The organism is Bacillus sp. FSL R5-0416, assembly GCF_037975425.1.
Lineage (GTDB): Bacteria > Bacillota > Bacilli > Bacillales > Bacillaceae > Bacillus > Bacillus subtilis.
In genome coordinates this window covers 4,160,817-4,183,436 of record NZ_CP150252.1, presented here as the reverse complement: position 1 = coordinate 4,183,436, position 22,620 = coordinate 4,160,817, and the positions used below count along the sequence as shown (strand labels likewise).

The following is a 22,620-nucleotide window of genomic DNA, read 5'->3' as shown; positions in this document are numbered from 1 at the left end:
GAAAAACCATTCAAATTTTAAATACCACAGCGCGCTTTTATATAAACGGCAGGAATTTGACTGGAACAGATCGGTGCTTTAGAATGAAAGTAATAAAAATGAACACTCCAAAGGGGAGTAGCTTTCACAGTAAAGTCGTCATTACGGGACAAGGTGTCCTCGGCTTTGCTGGCAATCTCATTGTTAGCGAGACCTTTGCCAAATCTGATTTGGTGAAGGTCTTTTTGTTTCAGGAACTTCACCAAATTGGTGGAGTTTTTTCATTTTTATCAAAAAGGGAGAGGAGCATCAGAATGTCTAAGCTGAAAAAGTGGCTAAAGCGTGAATTGGTGAGGAAAGGGCTGCCGTTAGCGAAAGAGAAATTGATTCCGATCTTAAAAGAAAAAATGAAAAAGAAACGATGAGGGGGCTGAAGATGAAGATCATTTTGACAGTACTTGCCGGAGTGGGACTTTTGAGTGCAGGCGGATGCGGCATGCTTGATCAGGTGAACGACGGATTGAACTATACGAGTGAAGCAGCGGGGTATGTGGAGAAGGTGAAGACATTTGCAGAGGAAGCGCCTGAATTGGCTGAGAAAGCTGTAAATGACACCGAGGCGAAAGAAAAACTTGAAGCGCAGCTTGAGTCGATTCAGAAGGCTGCCGCTGATTTTAATGAATTAACGCCGCCTGATGCCGCAGCGGAGATTCATCAAACCATTCAGGAACATAACAAAACCTTGCAGAAAAGCGCTGAAGATGTGTTGAAACAAGCCGAGGAAGGCAAGGTATCGCTTAAAGAATTGGAGCAGTCAGACCTGGTCCAAAACGCAAAGCAAATTACTGATGTGATGGGACAAATTGAGAAGCTGGGTGAATAAGAAAAAGCATCCCGACGCGGGATGCTTTTTGCTTATTCAGCCATTGCGTCTGTTAAGACAGGAACGACTTGTTTTTTACGGGAAACAACGCCTTTTAAGAGGGCTGTGTTGTTTTCTAATGTAACGTTGAACGCTTTTTCCACTTTCGCTGCTTCGTTACCGATTGCAAGAGCAAGTGAATCATTTTCTAAGATATCTGTGATAACGAGAAGGAACAGATCAAGATTCTTCTCAGCCACAACTTTTGAGATCACAGCTTCTAATTCAGCTTGGCGTTTTTTTACATCTTCAATGTCCACTGTGTTTACTTGTGCGATTTCGACTTTCTTGCTGCCGAGTGTAAATTCTTTCGCATCAAGAGAAATGAGCTCTTCCACTGTTTTTTTGCTTAGATCAGCGCCTGCTTTCAACATGTTCAAGCCGTATTCTTCAGCATTTACTCCAGCGATCTCCGCAAGCTCTTTTGCTGCTGCTACGTCTTGGTCCGTGCAAGTTGGAGATTTAAATAACAGGGAATCAGAAATGATCGCAGACAGCATAAGGCCGGCAATTTCTTTCTCGATTTTCACGTTATTCTCTTTGTACATTTTGTTTAAGATGGTAGCCGTACAGCCTACAGGCTCAGCACGATAGTAAAGCGGCTCAGCTGTTTCAAAGTTAGCGATGCGGTGATGGTCGATAACCTCTAAAACCTGAACCTCTTCAATGTCTTTGATGCTTTGCTGGCGTTCGTTATGGTCAACCAGGATAACGCCGTTTACTTCGTTTGCAGCTGTTTCAACAAGACGCGGGCTTTCTTGTTTGAAATAGTCAAGCGCGTATTGTGTTTCGCCGTTGACTTGTCCGAGGCGGACAGGCTCAGCATTGAAGCCGAGTTTGTTTTTCAAATCAGCATAAGCAATCGCAGAACAAATCGTATCTGTATCTGGGTTTTGGTGTCCGAAAATAAGTATCTTTTCCATGATAGCTCCTATCCTTTTTTAAGTAGTGTAATCTTTATATAGTTTAACACGTCTTGCTGCAGGTGTAATCATGCAAACCCTTAAAAATTGATGTGAATAAGAAGCATTTTCTTTGAGCTAAGGAGAAAAGGTGTGTAAAATACTGGGTAGCTTAGTTGCAAAATGTAATGTAGTATCAAAAAAGGTACTATTGGAGGGTCAAGAATGAGTGAAAAAAAGAATATATATCCGAACAAAGAAGGCTGTCCAGTTGAATTCACTCTAGATGTCATTGGCGGAAAGTGGAAAGGAATTCTTTTTTATCACATGATAGATGGCAAGAAACGATTTAATGAGTTTCGGCGAATCTGCCCGAGTATTACTCAAAGAATGCTTACTCTCCAGCTGAGGGAGCTGGAAGCGGACGGCATCGTGCACCGTGAGGTTTATCACCAGGTGCCGCCCAAGGTAGAGTACTCTCTGACGGAATTTGGGCGCACGCTTGAACCGATTGTTTTGCAAATGAAAGAATGGGGAGAATCCAACAGAGACGTGCTGGAATCTTATCGTTCGAACGGCTTAGTGAAGGATCAGCAGAAATAGCAGCAAAGGGAACTCCTTTGCTGCTTGTTTTATTTCATTGAAATGGCTCTGTTGGCGTTTCTGACATCGTTTTTCAATAGTTCAGAAAGGTTGTAAGACGGATAATATCCATGCTGATACATGTATCGATAAACTTGGGCGTGCAGCTGGATGGCAGCATTCAGCTGTTTGACCAGTACGTTTCTTAATTGAGGTGTTGCTGTTTCTGTAATTGCGATGGCATAGCTGCGGACAGATGTTTTGGCAAAACCGAGCAGGTCACCGCTGTAAAATGGGTTATCTGCGCGTTCTTCTTCCTCATCCTCTCTGTGCGGAGCCTGTGGAAAGAACGGAAGAAGCTCTCTCAAATTTTGCTCAACACCCTGAATAGACACGTTATAAAGCTGTCTGAGCTGAGGGTCTTTTACTTCTCTTATCATTTTCTTCAGTTTAATGAGTCCGTTTGATTGAAAAGCAACCAGCTCGTGCATTTCTAATGTTTCATGCCAAGCCAATGTTCTGCGTTCATCCATGTGAAAATTCTCCTTTATCGATCAGATTCCATATCAGCATATGCCCAACGCTCAATGTTGTTCATGATGTTTTGAAGTTTTTAAAAAGGGAAATTCACCTTATATAGGATACGGGTTGAGAACATGCACAAAGAGGTGAAACACAATGTGGGACATGATAAAGAACTTTTTCTTGTTTAGCAGCGGCGTTCTGCAAGCAACAACCCTTTTACTGGTGATCTTAATTTTTATGTATGTCAGAAAAACGAAAAAGAAAAACAAGGAATCTTCTGGCTTTATGGATGATAAACATTAATTGTGATGGGCATTCTTTTCAAAGAATGTCTTTTCCTTTTTCATGTTTCACATGAAACATTAGCGTCATTTTACTTGCGATTTGGACTTATGTTAAAATATAAAAGTAAAATTTAGAGATGATATAAAAACATTCGGTGCAAAGCATGTTGCAGCGATGAAAAAAAGAGCAGTCGTTTATGCTGCTCTTTTCTATTCGTATGTTCAGGATGATACGAGGTGACTAAGTGAAACAAACGAGAGCTTTAATGGAAGGTGCTATTTTAATCAGTCTGTTTGCGATCATTACGCTTCTGGTCGTTTATGTTCCTGTGATTGGAACAATTCTGTTATTTGCACTGCCGCTGCCAATGATCTTGTATACGATCAGACATGGATTGAAGCTAGGGATATGGATGGGCGCTGTCAGTCTTCCGGTTGTTTTTATTGTCGGGTCCTTTAACGGGCTTATTGTAGCTTTTATGTCAGCTTGCGCCGGCATTGCCATGGGACATTTTTTCAAAAGGAAAGAGCCCGGGCACGCCATTATTTCGGGCGCTCTTATTTATATGCTTAGTATTGTCTTCTATTTTGTGATAAGCATTCAGTTTTTGGGTATCAATATCATTGATGAGGCAATGACACAATACCGGCAATCTCTTGATATTGTAGAAACTGTAGCGAAGCAGTCGGGCAATGCTGGGCAGTTTGAGAAGCAATTAAAACTGATGGAAGAACAATTGGGTATCGTTCAATATCTTTTTCCAACAGCTATTGTGATGGTAGGAGTTATTTTTTCTTTCCTCAGTTACCTTATCGCTAAGCCGCTCTTAAGGCGATTCTCCCCCGATATTCCTAATCTAAAGCCTTTTAGAGAGTTGAAGTTTCCGCAAAGTGTTGTAGTACTGTATTTGATTATTGTCATGCTTTCATTTTTGCCTTTAGAAAAAGGCCAAATGCTGTACTCTATCGCTTTAAATGGGGAGTTTATACTCGGGTTTCTGATTTTCATCCAAGGTTTATCATTTATCTTTTTCTATTGCCATAAGAAACAATATCCAAAGGCTGCGGCTGTGATTGCTGTCATACTTGGGTTTGTGCATCCGGTCTTCATGGCGGCCATTCGCATTTTAGGCGTTTTAGATATGGGCTTTCATATAAGGAATAAGGTGAAGTGAACATGAGTTTTACTCACATGGTGGGGAGTGATAGAAATGCCAAGCTTTTATGAAAAACCGCTGTTTCGGTATCCCATCTATGCATTGATTGCTCTGTCAATTATTACAATCCTCATCAGCTTTTATTTTAACTGGATATTAGGAACCGTCGAAGTGCTGCTGCTGGCAGTTATTTTGTTTTTTATTAAGCGTGCTGATTCTCTTATTCGACAAGAGATTGATGCTTATATTTCTACGTTGTCCTACAGGTTGAAAAAAGTCGGTGAAGAGGCATTGATGGAAATGCCGATTGGAATCATGCTTTTTAATGACCAATATTATATAGAATGGGCAAATCCGTTTCTTTCCTCTTGTTTTAATGAAAGCACTTTAGTGGGGAGATCACTTTACGATACTTGTGAATCGGTAGTGCCGCTTATCAAACAAGAGGTGGAATCGGAAACGGTTACATTGAATGACCGCAAGTTTAGGGTTGTCATCAAACGGGATGAGCGTCTCTTATATTTCTTTGATGTAACAGAACAAATCCAGATTGAAAAGCTATATGAAAACGAAAGAACCGTCCTGGCATATATTTTCCTTGATAACTATGATGATGTGACACAAGGATTGGATGACCAGACGAGAAGCACGATGAACAGCCAGGTGACATCTTTGCTGAACGCTTGGGCGCAGGAGTACGGGATCTTCTTGAAAAGGACGTCTTCAGAACGCTTTATTGCTGTACTTAATGAACATATCTTAACTGAACTCGAAAATTCGAAGTTTTCGATTCTTGATGAAGTGCGGGAAAAAACCTCGTTTGACGGTGTAGCGCTGACGTTAAGCGTCGGTGTCGGGGCTTCAGTCTCTTCCCTGAAAGAACTTGGCGATTTGGCGCAATCCAGCTTGGACTTAGCACTGGGACGCGGCGGAGACCAGGTAGCCATTAAGCTGCCAAACGGCAAGGTGAAGTTTTACGGCGGTAAAACAAACCCAATGGAGAAACGAACAAGGGTGCGGGCCCGCGTGATTTCTCACGCCTTAAAGGAAATCGTCACCGAAAGCAGCAATGTGATTATCATGGGGCATAAATTCCCCGACATGGATTCTATCGGCGCAGCGATCGGGATTTTAAAGGTGGCTCAGGCAAATAACAAAGATGGTTTTATCGTGATTGACCCAAACCAAATCGGATCAAGTGTGCAGCGTTTGATTGGGGAAATCAAAAAATATGAAGAACTGTGGTCAAGATTTATTACGCCTGAAGAAGCAATGGAGATTTCCAATGATGACACACTGCTTGTGATCGTTGATACACATAAGCCGTCACTCGTCATGGAGGAACGGCTGGTCAATAAAATTGAACATATCGTGGTCATCGACCATCACCGAAGAGGTGAGGAGTTTATCAGAGATCCGCTGCTTGTTTATATGGAACCATACGCTTCTTCCACAGCGGAATTGGTGACAGAGCTGCTTGAATATCAGCCGAAGCGCTTAAAAATCAATATGATTGAAGCAACAGCCCTATTAGCTGGTATAATAGTGGATACAAAGAGCTTTTCTCTCCGCACGGGCTCGCGGACTTTTGATGCGGCTTCTTATTTAAGGGCAAAAGGCGCCGACACGGTGCTGGTGCAGAAGTTCCTGAAAGAAACCGTTGATTCCTATATTAAACGGGCGAAGCTGATCCAGCATACGGTCCTCTATAAAGATAACATTGCGATTGCTTCTCTTCCTGAAAATGAAGAGGAATACTTCGATCAAGTGCTGATTGCGCAGGCTGCCGATTCGCTGCTGTCGATGAGTGAGGTTGAGGCTTCATTTGCGGTGGCGAGACGGGATGAACAAACGGTTTGTATCAGTGCGCGGTCGCTTGGCGAGGTAAATGTTCAGATCATCATGGAGGCCCTGGAAGGCGGAGGGCATTTAACAAATGCGGCGACTCAGTTGTCCGGCATTTCAGTTTCTGAAGCGCTGGAACGGCTGAAGCACGCCATAGATGAGTATTTTGAGGGAGGCGTACAGAGATGAAGGTTATTTTCTTACAAGATGTAAAAGGAAAAGGAAAAAAAGGCGAAGTCAAAAACGTAGCAGACGGTTATGCGCATAACTTTCTAATTAAAAAAGGCCTCGCGGTTGAAGCGAACGCGTCAAACATCAGCGCGCTAAACGGACAAAAGCAGAAAGAGAAAAAAGAAGCCATTGCTGAGCTTGAGCAGGCTAAGAGCTTGAAAGAGACATTAGAAAAACTGACTGTTGAGCTTAGCGCAAAATCAGGTGAGGGCGGCCGTTTATTTGGTTCAGTGACAAGCAAGCAAATTACTGAACAGCTCCAAAAAGACCATAACATTAAAGTAGATAAGCGGAAGCTTGAACTGCCGGACGGCATTCGTGCATTAGGATATACAAACGTGCCTGTGAAGCTGCATCCTGAAGTGCAGGCTGTGTTAAAGGTACATGTAAAAGAAGAAGCTTAATAGAAAAGAGGCTTGGAATCATCCAAGCCTCTTTTTTTATTCCACGAGATAAAGAGTTTGCTGGCTTTCTCCGCCAGGTCCTCCTCGCATTCCCTGCACGCTGTTTGTGCTGCTGGAGGAACCGCTGTACTCGTCAGATGTTATTTCTTTTCCGTTTTTCTTAATCCAGGAAACAAGTTCGCTGTTGCCTGAGTTGTTTTCTGCCAGAAGGAAGTATTTCACTTTGCCTTCTTTGATCAGTTTTTTCAGTTCCGACACAGTCAGAATGGGATCCGTGCCGTTAAATCCGCCCATTGCCATAACAGATTCATTTTCGTAAATGATGTATGGCGCAGCTGTTACGGTTGTCAAAGTAGCAAATAAATATTCTTCGCCGGTATTGTGTTTTCTCAGATAGGACAGGAGCCCGCTGTCGACCTCTGAAGAGAACATGTTCCCGCCGTTTGCTGAGCCTTTGAGCTGCGGGCCGGATTCAGGAAGGACGCTGTTGCCACCGTATAGAAGCGGCGTTGCTGACCAGTAAACTGGTGTGAGAAGCAGAACGCACAAGCTGATGATGGTCAGCAGCTTACTGAACGGATGGCTGCGTTTAAGCATCAGAAGTGCAAGGGTGATGCCCAGTCCTAAGAGCCCCAGGACATACATCCATACACTGCCGATTTGGCTTGTATAAGCACTCAGAATATACACCTGGAACGCGGTTGTGATCAGAACGGCTGCCGGCAGAAGATAGCTGGACCAGTCATTATTATTTTTGTATAAGCGGTGCATCGTATACCATCCGATACCAGAAAGGGCGGCAATCGGCGGTGCCAGCATAATCAAATAATACTGGTGGAAGAATCCTGCGATGCTGAAGAAACCAGCCACGGGAACAAGCCAAGCCGCCCAGAATAGCGTTTCTTTTTTTTCAGCAGCATGTCCGCGGCGATCACGGTACCAGCTGACGAGTGAGCCCAGTAATCCGATCAATGAGAATGGAAGCATCCAGCTGATTTGGCCGGAAAGTGCTGATTGGAAAAGACGAAGCGGTCCAGGATCACCGGTGCCGAACATATTCACGCTTTTTCCGCCTCCACCACCAGGCCCTCCATTTCCAGGTCCGTTGCCACCTGTGGGAGGTGTGCCTCCGCCTCCATTGAGAGCGCCGGTTTGTCCGTTAGGCGGCTGAGGCGCCTGTGAATGGTTTCCGAATGATTGATTTCCGTTCTGAGAAAAAGATGAACCGTTGCCATTTGGCGCTTGCATGTTGTCTTGATTCTGCATGTTCCCTCCGCCAGCAGCATTCATATCACCCTTTGCAAGGCCCGTAGTTTGCCCAAGCAGACGCTCTGTGCCGTTGTAGCCAAAGGCCAGTTCTAGCACTGAGTTAGTCTGACTGCTTCCTACATAAGGCCGGCTTGAGGAAGAGGCTGAATCCACTGCAATCGCCCATGAGAGTGAAAGGCCTGTCAGAAGGACAAGAGACAGAAGCAGGGGCCCGATTTTTTTCTTTAGAGAAACCCGAGATGCAACTAGGTAGAATAACACAAATGCAGGCAATACCATAAACGCTTGCATCATCTTCATATTAAAGGCGAGCCCAATTAGGGAAAATGCCATCAGCAGCCAAACCAGCTTGCCTTGTTTTACTGCCCGAAACAGGCAAGCTGAACCGAGCAATAAGGTAAAAACAAGCATGCTGTCGATATTGTTTGTCCGGCTGACAGCTACTGCGATAGGGGTCAGTGCCATGACAAGTGCGGCAATGCGGGCCGTTCCAACTCCAAAAGTCGGCTTAACCATTCTGTAGAGTAGAAAGACAGACCCAACTCCGGCAAGAGCCTGGGGAATGATGACACTCCACGTGTGAACACCGAAAATCAGTGCGGAAATCGTTTGAATCCATAACACGACAGGAGGCTTATCTACTGTCACAAATCCAGAAGGGTCAAATGACGCATAAAAGAAATTATGGAAGCTTTGCGTCATGCTTTTTACAGCCGCCAAATAGTACTGGTTCGCTGTGTCCTCCTGCCAAATGTGATACGTATTCAAAGAAGCTGCTCCCAGCAAAATAAGAATAAGGGCTGCGTCGAATCGTTTGGTTTTCATCGTTTTTCACCTCTTTATGGTGTCTAATTGTAAAAAACAAATATGAAAAACTTATGAATAAACCATAAATATTCAAAGAAAAAAGCGGAGATATTTTCCCCGCTTTTATGCTGAATTTCTTTGTTTTTCTGACTGAAAAATGTATCGATCTCGTCCGGCTCCCTGTCCGGCTGCTCCCATTACGATCAGGGCAGCAATGAGAAGCACAATCGGCATCGTCCAAGAATGCGTCTGGTCAAAGAGATAGCCGACAAAGATTGGCCCGACTGCTGCCAGCAGGTAGCCGAATGACTGAGACATGCCTGACAGCGCAGCGGCCTGTTGGGCATTTTCACTGCGGAGACCAATCAAAGTAAGGGCCAGACTAATGCTGGAGCCTTGCCCGATACCGATAATGATCATCCAGATGGCAAGCAATGTATGGCTTCCGCCCGCTAATAATCCGCAGAGGCCGATCAGATAAACTGAGGCCAGCGCCGCAACGATACCGCGCTGCTGTTTCACACGGTCAGCTAAAACTGGCGTCAGAAAAGTGGAAGGCAGACTCGCAAATTGCATGAGTGATACCATCCATCCGGCTGTTGCCGTATCAATCCCGTGTGAACGGAGAATTTCAGGAAACCAAGCGATGCTGCTGTAAAATAAAAACGATTGCAGGCCCATAAAGATGGTGACATACCATGCCATTTTGGAAGCCCAAATGGAACTGGATTGCAGCTTCATTGTCTGGTTTGCCGTATCTCGATGGCGCAGCTGAGGTATCCAGATCAGCAATGCAAGCAAAGCCAGCCCGCCCCATAAGAGAAAGGCTTGTTTCCATCCGCCATTCATCTGGGTCGCTAAAGGAACGCTGACACCCGATGCTAAAGCTGCGAATATATTCATTGATGTCGTATACAGGCTGATCATGATCCCTGGCTTTTCAGGGTATTTATGTTTGATTAAGCTTGGCAAAAGTACGTTACCAATCGCAATCCCGACGCCGATAAGTGCCGTTCCGAAAAACAAAGCGGCAGTATAGCCGGTAGAACGAGTCAGAACACCGATCAGCAGTATCACGAGACCTAGCCATAAAGTTCGCTCATTACCGAGGCGCTGTCCAAGCTTAGGTGCAAGTGGAGAAAGAACTGCAAACGAAAGCAGCGGCAGTGCGGTCAAAAAACCGGCTGCCCCATTGGACATGTGCAGCTCTGCCCGGATAGAGCTAATGACCGGACCGACTGAAGTGATCGCGGGCCGTAAGTTAAAGGCGATAAAGATAATGCCGGTGATCAGCCAAAATGATTGGATTTTTTTATTATGTGGATGTGGCAAAGCAGTTACTCCTCTTTTCTAACATATACATGATATTATCCCGAAACAGGTAAGCAAGTATGTGAATGAAGGCTATGATTTGTCCTCTTTTTGCAGTTCAGCCATTTTGGCAAGCAGAATATGCTGAGGCATATGCATGATCTGTTCAAGCGGCAGATTCAAGGACTCTGCAAGCTTTTGTGCAGTTTCGGCAGAAATTTGCAAAGGTCTCACAAAAGATCCCTCCTCTCTTCTGTCCATTGTACAAGAATCAGATGTGAAATGTAAGAAGATGTCACAAAGGAATAGAGCAATCGGAAAATGACCGTTATAAAAGAGGTAAGGAGGGTTCTTATGCACGCACCGTTATCCTTATTAAAACAAATGCTGAAGGAACACCAAATAGACACTGAAAAAGCTGTCACTTTCGAAGAATATATAGCAATGAGGTTAAAGCTTCAGGAGCTGATGGGGAAATTTGCTTCGATCGGGGAGTGGGATCTGTATCAAAAAGCGGCAGATTTGATGATGCACATAGGCATCCAATGGATGAAATAAACCGATAACCGCTAAAAAACCCTCGCTGCAGCGAAGGCTTTCATTCATTAAAATGAGTGTTCTTCTTCCACATTTTTAAACTGGTCATAAATTACAAGCTTAGACGGACTGTTTTCCTTAGCCACCTGTTTGGCCTTTTCAATAGCGGCGTCTTTAGACGTATACAAAGCTGTCGGCGCTACATTCTCCACCTCAATAAACCAGCCGTCCGCATCAACATTAGGCGTAATCGCATATTTCTTTATCATCTTTCATTCCTCCCTCATGTTTTATTGCATTTTTCCCGCCTTGTTACTGTCCGAAACGATCCAATCTGCTAACTGAAAAAAACAGGAAACAGACAATTTTTCTATTTTTTTTCTGTAGAAATGGTAGAATGGAGGTTGGAGATTTTTTAATGAGAGGACGGTGCTTAGCATGACAGACCTTCTGAATGACCGGCTTCCTCCGCAAAATATAGAAGCCGAACAAGCCGTGTTAGGCGCTATTTTTTTACAGCCGTCTGCTTTAACACTGGCTTCAGAAGTATTGATTCCAGATGATTTCTATAGAATGTCCCACCAAAAAATCTATAATGCGATGCTGGTGCTCGGTGACCGAGGTGAACCGGTTGATCTGGTGACAGTAACATCAGAGCTTGCGAACACAGACCTGCTGGAAGAAGTAGGCGGCATTTCATATTTGACAGATATCGCAAACTCGGTGCCGACAGCGGCTAACATAGAATATTACGCGAAAATCGTTGAGGAAAAATCGATTCTTCGCCGATTAATCAGAACTGCGACAACGATTGCTCAAGACGGGTATACCCGTGAGGATGAGGTCGAGGATTTACTCAGTGAAGCGGAAAAAACGATTATGGAAGTGGCACAGCGCAAAAACACGAGTGCCTTCCAAAATATTAAGGACGTCCTTGTCCAGACCTATGATAATATCGAACAGCTTCACAATCGAAAAGGTGATATCACGGGAATTCCAACAGGGTTTACGGAGCTTGACCGGATGACTGCGGGTTTCCAGCGCAACGACTTGATCATTGTGGCTGCCCGTCCTTCAGTAGGGAAAACAGCCTTTGCCCTGAACATCGCACAAAACGTGGCGACAAAGACCGATGAGAGCGTAGCGATTTTCAGTCTTGAGATGGGTGCAGAGCAGCTCGTTATGCGTATGCTCTGTGCCGAGGGAAATATCAATGCCCAGAATCTCCGTACAGGTAACCTGACCGAAGAGGATTGGGGTAAGCTGACGATGGCAATGGGAAGCCTGTCGAACAGCGGGATTTACATCGACGATACACCGGGTATTCGAGTGAGTGAAATCCGTGCCAAGTGCCGCCGCTTGAAGCAGGAAAGCGGGCTGGGCATGATTTTGATCGATTACCTGCAATTGATTCAGGGAAGCGGTCGTTCAAAGGACAACCGTCAGCAGGAAGTATCTGAAATTTCCCGTGAACTGAAGTCGATTGCCAGGGAGCTGCAAGTCCCTGTTATCGCGCTTTCTCAGCTTTCCAGGGGTGTTGAGCAGCGTCAGGATAAACGTCCGATGATGTCTGATATCCGGGAATCAGGAAGTATCGAGCAGGACGCGGATATTGTCGCGTTCCTTTATCGTGATGACTACTATGACAAAGAAACCGAGAATAAAAATATTATCGAAATTATTATCGCCAAACAGCGTAACGGCCCGGTAGGAACCGTGTCTCTTGCGTTCGTAAAAGAATACAACAAATTCGTCAACCTGGAACGGCGTTTTGACGACGCAGGCGTTCCGCCCGGCGCATAAGCCCCAAGAGCTGCTCTTGGGGTTTTTTTCATTCGAAAGATGGAAGAAATACCGTTCGCTCAGCGGATGAAAAATTGAAAGCGTTTTAATAAAATGGTGCAAAAAGGAGATGGTAACAATATGGGAAAACGTTTTTCGTCTTTTCAAGCAGCACAAATCCGAATTGCGCGTCCTACGGGCCAGCTTGATGAGATTATTCGTTTTTACGAAGAGGGACTGTGTTTGAAACGAATAGGAGAATTTTCAAAGCATAACGGGTATGACGGTGTCATGTTCGGCCTTCCTCATGCCGATTATCATTTAGAATTCACCCAGTATGAAGGGGGAAGCGCTGCCCCCGTTCCCCATCCCGACAGCCTTCTTGTTTTTTATGTGCCGAATGCAGATGAACTGGCAGCGATCACTTCAAAGCTAAAACACATGGGCTATCAAGAGGTCGAATCAGAGAACCCGTACTGGAGCAATGGCGGCGTGACGATAGAGGACCCGGACGGCTGGCGGGTCGTTTTTATGAATTCAAAAGGGATATCAGACAAATGATTCTTTCTTGTGCTAAAGGATGAAAGTTTCACAAGCTTTTTATGACAAAGCAGTGAGAAAACGCTTATAAAACGAATGGAAGCGAACGAATATAGATTTACAATAATTTAATGTTCGGATTTACAATTGACTTTCTGTTTCTTCACTGATAAACTTGATTTGTTTGAATAGAATCGTTTTGAAAGGTTAACGGAGGTGCACGGACATGTCTTCAGTAGTTGTAGTAGGTACGCAATGGGGCGATGAAGGAAAAGGTAAAATTACAGATTTCCTATCAGAAAATGCAGAAGTGATCGCCCGTTATCAAGGCGGAAATAACGCAGGGCATACAATCAAGTTTGACGGAATCACATATAAGCTTCACTTAATCCCGTCTGGAATTTTCTATAAGGATAAAACGTGTGTAATCGGAAACGGAATGGTTGTAGATCCGAAAGCATTAGTCACAGAGCTTGCGTATCTTCATGAGCGCAACGTGAGTACAGATAACCTGAGAATCAGCAACAGAGCTCACGTCATTCTGCCGTATCATTTGAAATTGGATGAAGTGGAAGAAGAGCGTAAAGGGGCTAACAAGATCGGCACAACGAAAAAAGGAATCGGTCCTGCTTACATGGATAAAGCAGCCCGCATCGGAATTCGCATCGCGGATCTGTTAGACCGTGACGCGTTTGCGGAAAAGCTTGAGCGCAATCTTGAAGAAAAAAACCGTCTTCTCGAGAAAATGTACGAGACAGAAGGGTTTAAACTTGAGGATATCTTAGACGAATATTATGAGTACGGCCAGCAGATTAAAAAATATGTTTGCGATACATCTGTTGTCTTGAACGATGCTCTTGATGAAGGGCGCCGTGTATTATTTGAAGGCGCACAAGGGGTTATGCTCGATATCGACCAAGGAACATACCCGTTTGTTACGTCATCTAACCCGGTTGCCGGCGGTGTCACGATCGGTTCTGGTGTCGGCCCGACCAAAATCAAGCACGTTGTCGGTGTATCAAAAGCATATACGACTCGTGTCGGCGACGGTCCTTTCCCGACTGAGCTGAAAGATGAAATCGGCGATCAAATCCGTGAAGTCGGACGCGAATATGGAACAACAACAGGCCGCCCGCGCCGTGTCGGCTGGTTTGACAGCGTTGTTGTCCGCCACGCCCGCCGTGTGAGCGGAATTACAGATCTTTCTCTGAACTCAATTGACGTCCTAACAGGAATTGAAACGTTGAAAATCTGTGTGGCGTACCGCTACAAAGGCGAAATCATTGAAGAATTCCCAGCAAGTCTTAAGGCACTTGCTGAATGTGAGCCGGTATATGAAGAAATGCCGGGCTGGACTGAGGATATTACAGGTGCGAAGAGCTTGAGCGAGCTTCCGGAAAATGCGCGCCATTATCTTGAGCGTGTGTCTCAGCTGACAGGCATTCCGCTTTCTATTTTCTCTGTCGGTCCAGACCGCTCACAAACAAATGTCCTTCGCAGTGTGTACCGTGCGAACTAAATAGAATATGTCTGCAAGCCCCTATTTAAGGGGCTTGTTTTTTGTTTGAAAGCCGCATATAAGTTGGTCTGAGAAAAAAATATGAAAAAAAACCAAAAAAGTTATTGCCACTTCTATTTGTTCGTGATATTATAAATCTCGTTGTTACGGAAACTGCTTCAATAGAGTACAAGATGAGAACTAGATTTAAGTCGTTTGCTCTATAGAAATTCCGACATCTTTAAGAGCCATTAGCTCAGTTGGTAGAGCATCTGACTTTTAATCAGAGGGTCGAAGGTTCGAGTCCTTCATGGCTCACCATTTCGTGAAGGCCCGTTGGTCAAGCGGTTAAGACACCGCCCTTTCACGGCGGTAACACGGGTTCGAATCCCGTACGGGTCATTGATTTACTTTAGCGTTATTGCTAAATTCCTTATTTGTCTGTGAGAGCTGACACGACAGCTCTCCGGGCAATTACTGTAAGGTCCGGTAGTTCAGTTGGTTAGAATGCCTGCCTGTCACGCAGGAGGTCGCGGGTTCGAGTCCCGTCCGGACCGCCATTTTACTTTACTTAGTAGAGAAAAATAAATTATTTGGCTCGGTAGCTCAGTTGGTAGAGCAACGGACTGAAAATCCGTGTGTCGGCGGTTCGATTCCGTCCCGAGCCACTTACCAAACGCATCTGCAATCGTAGGTGCGTTTTTTCTTTTAGGAAAAAGGCAAACATGAGGAGTGTTATAATAGAAGAAAAAGGGAGAACCGGCCCTGCGGCCGGTTCAAAGAAGAAGACGTCATTGATAAAGACGCACTCCGGTGAGGGGAGGTTTCAATAAAGTTATCTTTTTTAAAAAAAGTTGACCAGCATGACAATAGATAAACAACTGGCGATAAAGGTGAAACTTGTGTTTTTTTTCTAAACCTTTATTTTTTTTATCTTTTGACCTTAAACCGTTATAATAGACAAGGACCCATTCTTTACATGGGCCATAAGTGATGAAACGAATGTTATATAGATGAAATGAAGTCATTCGGCAGGAGGAAAATCAAAATGATGGATAAAAAGATCCTTGTAGTAGATGATGAAAAACCGATTGCAGATATATTGGAATTTAACTTAAGAAAAGAAGGCTATGAAGTGCACTGTGCCCACGACGGAAACGAAGCCGTTGAAATGGTAGAAGAGCTTCAGCCTGATTTAATTCTTTTAGATATTATGCTCCCGAATAAAGACGGCGTTGAAGTATGCCGAGAAGTCAGAAAGAAATACGATATGCCAATCATTATGCTGACGGCTAAGGATTCAGAAATTGACAAGGTTATCGGGCTTGAAATCGGTGCTGATGACTATGTCACAAAACCATTCAGCACACGCGAACTCTTGGCGCGTGTAAAAGCGAACCTGCGCCGCCAGCTGACAACAGCGCCTGCGGAGGAAGAGCCTTCCTCTAACGAGATTCATATCGGCTCTCTCGTCATCTTCCCTGACGCGTACGTTGTATCAAAACGAGACGAAACAATCGAATTGACTCATCGTGAGTTCGAATTGCTTCATTATTTAGCAAAACATATCGGACAAGTGATGACCCGTGAACATTTGCTTCAAACCGTTTGGGGCTATGATTACTTCGGCGATGTCAGAACGGTTGACGTAACAGTCCGCCGGCTTCGTGAAAAAATCGAGGACAACCCGAGCCATCCAAATTGGATCGTCACACGCCGCGGTGTAGGTTATTACTTGAGAAACCCAGAACAGGACTAATGCCCATATGAATAAGGTTGGTTTTTTTCGGTCGATCCAATTTAAGATTACCTTGATTTATGTGCTTTTGATTATCATTGCCATGCAAATCATTGGTGTGTATTTTGTCAATCAGGTAGAGAAGTCGCTGATCAGCTCTTATGAACAATCGCTGAATCAGCGAATCGACAACCTTTCTTATTATATCGAACAAGAATATAAGAGCGATAACGACAGTACCGTCATAAAGGATGACGTCAGCCGTATTTTGAATGACTTCACGAAAAGTGATGAGGTTCGGGAAATTAGCTTTGTAGATAAAAGCTATGAAGTGGTCGGTTCTTCAAAGCCGTACGGTGAGGAAGTGGCTGGGAAACAAACGACCGATCTGATTTTCAAAAGAATTTTTTCTACCAAACAGTCGTATTTAAGAAAATATTATGACCCGAAAAGCAAAATCAGAGTTCTTATTTCCGCGAAGCCCGTCATGACTGAAAACCAAGAGGTTGTCGGCGCGATCTATGTTGTCGCGAGTATGGAAGATGTCTTTAATCAAATGAAGACGATCAACACGATATTGGCGTCCGGCACAGGTTTGGCACTTGTTTTGACGGCTCTTCTCGGTATTTTTCTGGCAAGAACCATTACCCACCCGCTTTCAGATATGCGAAAGCAGGCGATGGAGCTTGCGAAAGGGAATTTCTCGAGGAAGGTTAAAAAGTATGGACATGATGAAATTGGGCAGCTGGCCACAACGTTTAACCACTTAACGAGAGAGCTTGAAGATGCCCAGGCGATGACTGAAGGAGAACGCAGAAAGCTAGCCTCTGTCATTGCCTATATGACAGACGGCGTAATCGCCACAAACCGAAACGGAGCGATTATTCTCTTAAACAGCCCGGCGCTGGAGCTGTTGAACGTTTCACGTGAAACAGCCTTAGAAATGCCGATTACGAGTTTGCTGGGGCTTCAAGAGAATTATACTTTTGAAGACTTAGTGGAACAGCAGGATTCTATGCTGCTTGAAATTGAGCGCGATGATGAATTAACGGTGCTTCGCGTGAATTTCTCTGTGATTCAAAGGGAACACGGCAAAATTGATGGTTTAATCGCTGTCATTTACGATGTAACCGAACAAGAGAAAATGGATCAGGAACGCAGAGAATTCGTTGCGAATGTATCACATGAGCTGCGGACGCCGCTTACGACAATGCGCAGCTATTTAGAAGCGTTAGCTGAAGGCGCGTGGGAAAATAAAGACATTGCTCCGCGCTTCTTAATGGTGACGCAAAATGAAACAGAGCGTATGATCCGGCTTGTCAATGATCTGCTTCAGCTGTCGAAATTTGACAGTAAGGATTATCAATTTAACCGGGAATGGATTCAGATTGTCCGGTTTATGTCGCTTATTATTGACCGTTTTGAAATGACAAAAGAGCAGCATGTGGAGTTTATCCGCAATCTGCCGGACAGAGATCTGTATGTCGAGATTGACCAGGATAAAATAACGCAGGTGCTCGATAATATTATTTCTAACGCTTTAAAATATTCACCGGAAGGCGGACATGTCACGTTCTCGATTGATGTCAATGAAGAGGAAGAACTTCTCTATATCAGCGTGAAGGATGAAGGGATCGGCATTCCGAAAAAAGATGTCGAAAAAGTCTTTGACCGCTTCTACAGGGTGGATAAAGCGAGAACGAGAAAGCTTGGCGGCACCGGTCTGGGATTGGCGATTGCCAAGGAAATGGTACAGGCGCACGGTGGAGATATTTGGGCGGACAGCATAGAAGGAAAAGGCACGACGATTACATTTACTCTTCCATATAAAGAGGAACAAGAGGATGATTGGGATGAAGCGTGAAAATATAAAAACGATATTACTTACGGTACTCGTCGTCATCAGTCTTGTTTTTACATGGGGGATATGGACGTTCCAGCCAAACTTTTCTGAAGGCTCATCCTCAACAGAGTCTACTGTTCGTGTGAAACATAAAATCGAAAAAACCACCCAAAAGCTGTCTGAAACGGTAAGGCCAAGGGACATGTTTATCCATGATGACGGCGCTCATTACAAAGTGGATGACAATGCCCTCTATGAAGAAATCTGGTCTGATTTGCCACATTGGGATGTAAAAGGAATTAAAGATATTTCGGATCAGTATGACAAGGCTGGATTCAAAAGCTGGTTTTATGGAATAGGCGGTTCTGAAGCCAAGCTTGACTTGCAATTCAGCGATACGATTCCGATTGATATTTTCCAAACGCTGTTTAAATGGTCTAATCAGTCGTTTGAATACAGTTCGTTTGACCATATTCTGATCCCGTTCAATGAAACAAAAGCGAACAAGAAAATCTATTTGGTGTCATACAGCAAGCAGCTCATTCTTGAAGTGACCGTTGAATCAGCAAACTACAGGAACATTATGAACGACTTGAAAAACAGGCAATCAAATATGCCGGCGTTCAGTTTGTTCTCCATTGGCTCAAAGAAAGAGTTCTTGCTGCCGAACAAACCGCTTACGATGGACAAAAAAGAATTTGTCACAGAATCGATTAAAACAAATACCTTTAAGCAGGCTTTGTTTAGTGATCCGAGCATTGTAAGAGAAGATTCGAATTACAACAACAGAAATGTGCTGACAGATGGGATCAGCCGTTTAGATGTGAATCTAAGCCAGAGACAGGTGCAATTTCAGCAGCGCAATTTGGTGCAGAGCACATCCTATCAAACAGGTGAATTAATCAAAAAGAGCCAAAAATACCTTGAGGATACCGGAAGCTGGACGGATCACTATCAATTTTTCAATATCAATGACAGCCAGCAGTTGAGCTTCTATATCTTTATGGATCAGATCCCGGTCATTAACAGCACCGCCAAACCTTTCGGGGCGACATCGGCGATTTCGGTGCAATGGGCGAATGATGATATTCTCAGCTATAAGCGGCCGAATTACAGTCTCGGAACGAATCCGATTAAAACAAGTGAAACAGAGCTCATGAGCGGCAGCGAAGTGAGGATGCTGCTTTCGAAACAAACCGCTTATGATACGGACAAAATTGATCAGATCTTCCTTGCTTATCAATTGGTATCAACATCAACCAACGACGATCCTCTCGTTGAACTGGAACCGGTTTGGGCGATGAAAGTAAATGGAAAAATTGTGCCGATTACAAAGGATTTATTGAGGAAGGAGGGGGCTAACAGTGGAGTGGAATAAGACAAAATCAATCTTCATCGTTGCCTTCCTCATTTTAGATATTTTCTTAGGCTATCAGTTTTTTCAAAAATGGCAGGCTACCGGCAAAGAATATGAAGTCATTAAAAATGATGTCGAGCATGACATGAAGGCCGATCATATCACGTATGAAGGTTTGAATAAGGAAGCGACAGAAGGCTATCGGATCACGGCAAATCAAAAGTCTTTCTCCAAGGAGGAAATTGAGGCGCTGAAGGATCAAAAGCCTTTGATGGACATGCCTAGTGATGATCATAAAGTAACGAGCCTGAAAATGAAGTTTGCAAATCCAATCGCACTATCAAAGAAGGATATCGAGGACGATGCTCAGGCACTTGTTTCTTCGAAAATTCAAGATGGCGAAAAATATAAGCTTTGGAAGGTTGATAAATCGAAGAAAGAAATTATTTTCTTCCAAACGTACGAAGGTCATTATATTTACCAAAAGACCGACAATCCCTCTAATATGATCGGGCAAGTGGTGCTGCACTTAAACGGTAAAAACGAGGTTGTGTCATACGACCAGACTACGCTTGAGACCTTCAAGCAAATCCAGAAAGAAAGCTTAATTACTGAAATGGATGCGGTTGAGCTATTGTACTATCAAAATCAATTAAAAGAATACAGCACTGTGAAGAGCTGTAAATTCGGCTATGTAGCACAATATCCGCTGACAAGTACGCAGGTGCTGGCGCCGGTATGGAGAATTACGGTCGAGTACGAGAAAAAAGTGAACGGTGAGAAAAAGACAGTACAAGAGTATTTTACTGTGAATGCTTTGGAGAGTACGATTTTAGATACAGATCAATGAAAATAATGGAGTGAGACAAACATGAGCTTGCAATTTAGCGTACTTGCGAGCGGGAGTACGGGAAATGCGTTTTACCTCGAAACAGAGGATCACGCATTTTTAGTGGACGCCGGTTTGAGCGGAAAAGCCATGGATGGGCTGATGGCGCAGATCGGGCGTAAGCTGGATGATGTAGACGGCATTTTTGTGACGCATGAGCATAGTGACCATATTAAGGGCCTTGGTGTCGTCGCCAGAAAGTACAAGCTGCCGATCTATGCGAATGAGAAGACTTGGAAAGCGATGGAGAATCAAATCGGCAAAATTGACACCGATCAAAAGTTTGTATTTCCAATGGAGACGGTGAAGTCGTTTGGCGGACTTGATGTTGAATCGTTTGGCGTCTCCCACGATGCGGCGGAACCGATGTTTTATGTGTTCCATTATAACGGCCGAAAGCTCGCGTTAATGACAGATACGGGATATGTCAGCGACCGGATGAAAGGCATTATCCGTTCAGCGAATGTATTTGTGTTTGAAAGCAATCACGATGTCGGTATGCTGCAAATGGGGAGATACCCATGGAGCATTAAGCGGCGGATTTTAAGTGACGTCGGGCACGTGTCAAATGAAGATGCTGCTTTGGCGATGACGGATGTCATTGGCGATGAGACGTCTCGTATTTACCTGGCGCATTTGAGCCAGGACAACAACATGAAGGAGCTGGCAAGAATGTCTGTGCAGCAGACATTGGCTTCTAAAGGATTTGTGACGGGTGAGACATTTGACTTATACGACACCGATCCGAAGAAGGCCACTCCGCTTTGCGCTGTATAATTTTTCTATGTAAATCATGACTATTCTAGGAGTTTCTAACCCACAATATAACCATATTAACGTTCTTGGAAAGGATGGAATATGGTGGATTACGAACGTGAGGAAGAACATACTACTCCTGAACAGCCAAAGAGAAGCAAAAAAGGATATTTTCTTTCGAGTCTGATTGGCGTGATTGTCGGTGCCGTATTAATGGCGTTTATCATGCCGTACCTTTCAAATGAAGGGCTGGATACAGGCGCCTTAGATCAGCAGCAAAACAACAATGGCCGGGAATCAATCAGGACGGTAAATGTCAGTGTCAACAATGCCGTCACCAAGATTGTCAGCAATGTGTCGCCCGCCGTTGTCGGTGTTGTGAACATCCAAAAATCAGATATTTGGGGAGAGAGCGGCGAGGCTGGAAGCGGCTCAGGCGTCATCTATAAGAAAAATGACAACTCCGCTTATGTCGTGACCAACCATCATGTCATCGAAGGCGCTTCCCAAATTGAAATCAGCTTGAAAGACGGCTCACGCATATCAGCTGAACTTGTCGGCAGCGACCAGCTGATGGACCTTGCCGTTTTACGGGTGAAAAGCAATAAAATTAAAGCAGTCGCCGATTTCGGAAATTCAGATAAAGTGAAGTCTGGCGAGCCGGTTATTGCGATCGGGAATCCGTTAGGCCTTGAGTTTGCAGGTTCTGTCACACAAGGCGTCATCTCAGGTACGGAGAGGGCGATCCCAGTGGATTCAAACGGTGATGGACAGCCTGACTGGAACGCAGAAGTCCTGCAAACAGATGCGGCCATTAACCCTGGGAACAGCGGCGGTGCTTTGTTAAATATGGATGGGAAGGTCATCGGCATCAATTCAATGAAAATTGCCGAGTCGGCGGTTGAAGGGATTGGCCTGTCGATTCCCTCTAAGCTCGTGATCCCTGTGATAGAGGATTTAGAGAGATACGGAAAGGTCAAACGCCCGTTCCTTGGCATTGAGATGAAATCGCTAAGTGACATCGCAAGCTATCATTGGGATGAAACATTAAAGCTTCCTAAGAATGTTACCAATGGAGCGGTTGTGATGGGTGTAGACGCCTTTTCACCTGCTGGAAAAGCGGGGCTGAAGGAACTGGATGTCATCACGGAATTTGACGGATACAAAGTAAATGATATTGTTGACCTGCGAAAACGGCTTTATCAGAAAAAAGTCGGTGACCGGGTGAAGGTGAAGTTTTACCGCGGCGGAAAAGAAAAATCTGTAGACATCAAGCTGTCCTCTGCAGACCAATTAGGCAGTTAATCATAGCAGTCTGGCATCGTTGCCAGGCTGTTTTGATATGCAAAAAAAAACTGAACAGGGGTCACGCCCGTTCAGTTGAAAAGGATATATCGAATATGAAGAAAAATACAAGATGGATGTTACACGTGAAACAGCAAATGGCAGTTAGCTGCAAATA

General features: G+C 44.4%; 23 protein-coding genes, 4 tRNA genes and 1 pseudogene. 22 read left to right on the top strand and 6 right to left on the bottom strand.

Annotated features, from left to right (window positions below):
* The first annotated feature begins 83 nt into the window (after positions 1 to 83).
* Both NYE20_RS22030 and NYE20_RS22025 read left to right on the top strand, forming a co-directional pair.
* Complete coding sequence (locus NYE20_RS22030) at positions 84 to 404, top strand: hypothetical protein (RefSeq protein WP_003226899.1); 321 nt, start codon at positions 84 to 86, stop codon at positions 402 to 404.
* 11 nt (positions 405 to 415) lie between these two features.
* Entirely contained in the window at positions 416 to 862 is a 447-nt protein-coding gene (locus NYE20_RS22025) for a DUF6376 family protein (protein ID WP_003226901.1), read from the top strand.
* Positions 863 to 894: 32 nt separating this feature from the next.
* Here the strand turns inward: NYE20_RS22025 and NYE20_RS22020 are convergent, their stop codons facing one another.
* Complete coding sequence (locus NYE20_RS22020; RefSeq protein WP_014481484.1) at positions 895 to 1,824, bottom strand: manganese-dependent inorganic pyrophosphatase; 930 nt, start codon at positions 1,822 to 1,824, stop codon at positions 895 to 897.
* Positions 1,825 to 2,028: 204 nt separating this feature from the next.
* Between NYE20_RS22020 and hypR the strand changes: the two genes are divergently transcribed.
* Positions 2,029 to 2,406, top strand: a complete 378-nt coding sequence (gene hypR, locus NYE20_RS22015; protein WP_003242487.1) for a transcriptional regulator HypR — start codon at positions 2,029 to 2,031, stop codon at positions 2,404 to 2,406.
* A 29-nt stretch (positions 2,407 to 2,435) separates the two neighbouring features.
* Here hypR and cotF read toward each other — a convergent pair whose 3' ends face one another.
* Entirely contained in the window at positions 2,436 to 2,918 is a 483-nt protein-coding gene (gene cotF, locus NYE20_RS22010; RefSeq protein WP_003243364.1) for a spore coat protein CotF, read from the bottom strand.
* A gap of 145 nt (positions 2,919 to 3,063) precedes the next feature.
* Between cotF and NYE20_RS22005 the strand changes: the two genes are divergently transcribed.
* The 4 genes from NYE20_RS22005 (at position 3,064) to rplI (ending at position 6,831) form a co-directional block, all read left to right on the top strand.
* Entirely contained in the window at positions 3,064 to 3,213 is a 150-nt protein-coding gene (locus tag NYE20_RS22005; protein ID WP_003226909.1) for a hypothetical protein, read from the top strand.
* A gap of 226 nt (positions 3,214 to 3,439) precedes the next feature.
* Entirely contained in the window at positions 3,440 to 4,369 is a 930-nt protein-coding gene (locus NYE20_RS22000; protein ID WP_003243969.1) for a YybS family protein, read from the top strand.
* A gap of 36 nt (positions 4,370 to 4,405) precedes the next feature.
* Entirely contained in the window at positions 4,406 to 6,385 is a 1,980-nt protein-coding gene (gdpP, locus tag NYE20_RS21995) for a cyclic-di-AMP phosphodiesterase GdpP (protein WP_003242517.1), read from the top strand.
* The gene (rplI, locus tag NYE20_RS21990) at positions 6,382 to 6,831 is read left to right on the top strand and encodes a 50S ribosomal protein L9 (protein ID WP_003226915.1); all 450 of its coding nucleotides are present in this window, start codon (positions 6,382 to 6,384) and stop codon (positions 6,829 to 6,831) included. Before gdpP ends, rplI begins: the two co-directional genes overlap by 4 nt.
* A gap of 36 nt (positions 6,832 to 6,867) precedes the next feature.
* On the opposite strand, the gene NYE20_RS21985 is transcribed toward rplI, so the two are convergent.
* From NYE20_RS21985 to NYE20_RS21975, 3 genes are all read right to left on the bottom strand, one after another.
* Positions 6,868 to 8,925 (bottom strand): glycosyltransferase family 39 protein, encoded by a 2,058-nt coding sequence (locus NYE20_RS21985; RefSeq protein WP_339184123.1) that lies wholly within the window; start codon positions 8,923 to 8,925, stop codon positions 6,868 to 6,870.
* A gap of 105 nt (positions 8,926 to 9,030) precedes the next feature.
* Complete coding sequence (locus tag NYE20_RS21980) at positions 9,031 to 10,239, bottom strand: CynX/NimT family MFS transporter (RefSeq protein WP_003226917.1); 1,209 nt, start codon at positions 10,237 to 10,239, stop codon at positions 9,031 to 9,033.
* 72 nt (positions 10,240 to 10,311) lie between these two features.
* Positions 10,312 to 10,452, bottom strand: coding sequence for a YycC family protein (locus NYE20_RS21975; RefSeq protein ID WP_003242786.1), 141 nt, complete (start codon positions 10,450 to 10,452; stop codon positions 10,312 to 10,314).
* Positions 10,453 to 10,572: 120 nt separating this feature from the next.
* Here NYE20_RS21975 and NYE20_RS21970 point away from each other — a divergent pair, with 120 nt between their 5' ends.
* Positions 10,573 to 10,776, top strand: a complete 204-nt coding sequence (locus tag NYE20_RS21970; RefSeq protein WP_003244312.1) for a hypothetical protein — start codon at positions 10,573 to 10,575, stop codon at positions 10,774 to 10,776.
* A gap of 47 nt (positions 10,777 to 10,823) precedes the next feature.
* Here NYE20_RS21970 and NYE20_RS21965 read toward each other — a convergent pair whose 3' ends face one another.
* Positions 10,824 to 11,024 carry a DUF2188 domain-containing protein gene (locus NYE20_RS21965; RefSeq protein WP_003226922.1) on the bottom strand — a complete coding sequence of 67 codons (201 nt, stop codon included), beginning with the start codon at positions 11,022 to 11,024 and terminating at the stop codon, positions 10,824 to 10,826.
* A 169-nt stretch (positions 11,025 to 11,193) separates the two neighbouring features.
* Between NYE20_RS21965 and dnaB the strand changes: the two genes are divergently transcribed.
* The 14 genes and pseudogenes from dnaB to NYE20_RS21895 all read left to right on the top strand — a co-directional run bounded on the left by dnaB (position 11,194) and on the right by NYE20_RS21895 (position 22,611).
* Complete coding sequence (gene dnaB / locus NYE20_RS21960; protein ID WP_003226923.1) at positions 11,194 to 12,558, top strand: replicative DNA helicase; 1,365 nt, start codon at positions 11,194 to 11,196, stop codon at positions 12,556 to 12,558.
* A gap of 120 nt (positions 12,559 to 12,678) precedes the next feature.
* On the top strand, positions 12,679 to 13,098 hold the full coding sequence (locus tag NYE20_RS21955; protein WP_021481080.1) for a VOC family protein: 420 nt from the start codon (positions 12,679 to 12,681) through the stop codon (positions 13,096 to 13,098).
* A 205-nt stretch (positions 13,099 to 13,303) separates the two neighbouring features.
* The gene (gene purA, locus NYE20_RS21950; RefSeq protein ID WP_003226929.1) at positions 13,304 to 14,596 is read left to right on the top strand and encodes an adenylosuccinate synthase; all 1,293 of its coding nucleotides are present in this window, start codon (positions 13,304 to 13,306) and stop codon (positions 14,594 to 14,596) included.
* A 224-nt stretch (positions 14,597 to 14,820) separates the two neighbouring features.
* Positions 14,821 to 14,896 (top strand) — tRNA-Lys (locus tag NYE20_RS21945).
* 9 nt (positions 14,897 to 14,905) lie between these two features.
* Positions 14,906 to 14,977, top strand: a tRNA-Glu gene (locus tag NYE20_RS21940).
* Positions 14,978 to 15,058: 81 nt separating this feature from the next.
* Positions 15,059 to 15,135: transfer RNA gene (locus NYE20_RS21935), tRNA-Asp, on the top strand.
* A 35-nt stretch (positions 15,136 to 15,170) separates the two neighbouring features.
* Positions 15,171 to 15,243 (top strand) — tRNA-Phe (locus tag NYE20_RS21930).
* Between the two features lie 383 nt (positions 15,244 to 15,626).
* Positions 15,627 to 16,334, top strand: a complete 708-nt coding sequence (gene walR, locus NYE20_RS21925; RefSeq protein ID WP_003244363.1) for a cell wall metabolism DNA-binding response regulator WalR — start codon at positions 15,627 to 15,629, stop codon at positions 16,332 to 16,334.
* A gap of 7 nt (positions 16,335 to 16,341) precedes the next feature.
* The gene (gene walK / locus NYE20_RS21920) at positions 16,342 to 18,177 is read left to right on the top strand and encodes a cell wall metabolism sensor histidine kinase WalK (RefSeq protein WP_009968432.1); all 1,836 of its coding nucleotides are present in this window, start codon (positions 16,342 to 16,344) and stop codon (positions 18,175 to 18,177) included.
* Positions 18,167 to 19,534 carry a WalRK two-component regulatory system regulator WalH gene (gene walH, locus NYE20_RS21915; protein ID WP_072175742.1) on the top strand — a complete coding sequence of 456 codons (1,368 nt, stop codon included), beginning with the start codon at positions 18,167 to 18,169 and terminating at the stop codon, positions 19,532 to 19,534. Before walK ends, walH begins: the two co-directional genes overlap by 11 nt.
* Complete coding sequence (gene walI / locus NYE20_RS21910) at positions 19,521 to 20,363, top strand: WalRK two-component regulatory system regulator WalI (protein WP_003244037.1); 843 nt, start codon at positions 19,521 to 19,523, stop codon at positions 20,361 to 20,363. Before walH ends, walI begins: the two co-directional genes overlap by 14 nt.
* 21 nt (positions 20,364 to 20,384) lie before the next feature.
* Positions 20,385 to 21,179 (top strand): MBL fold metallo-hydrolase, encoded by a 795-nt coding sequence (locus tag NYE20_RS21905; protein ID WP_003226939.1) that lies wholly within the window; start codon positions 20,385 to 20,387, stop codon positions 21,177 to 21,179.
* 81 nt (positions 21,180 to 21,260) lie between these two features.
* Complete coding sequence (gene htrC, locus NYE20_RS21900) at positions 21,261 to 22,463, top strand: serine protease HtrC (protein WP_041850281.1); 1,203 nt, start codon at positions 21,261 to 21,263, stop codon at positions 22,461 to 22,463.
* Between the two features lie 19 nt (positions 22,464 to 22,482).
* Positions 22,483 to 22,611, top strand: a pseudogene (locus NYE20_RS21895) (hypothetical protein).
* The last annotated feature ends 9 nt before the right edge of the window (positions 22,612 to 22,620 follow it).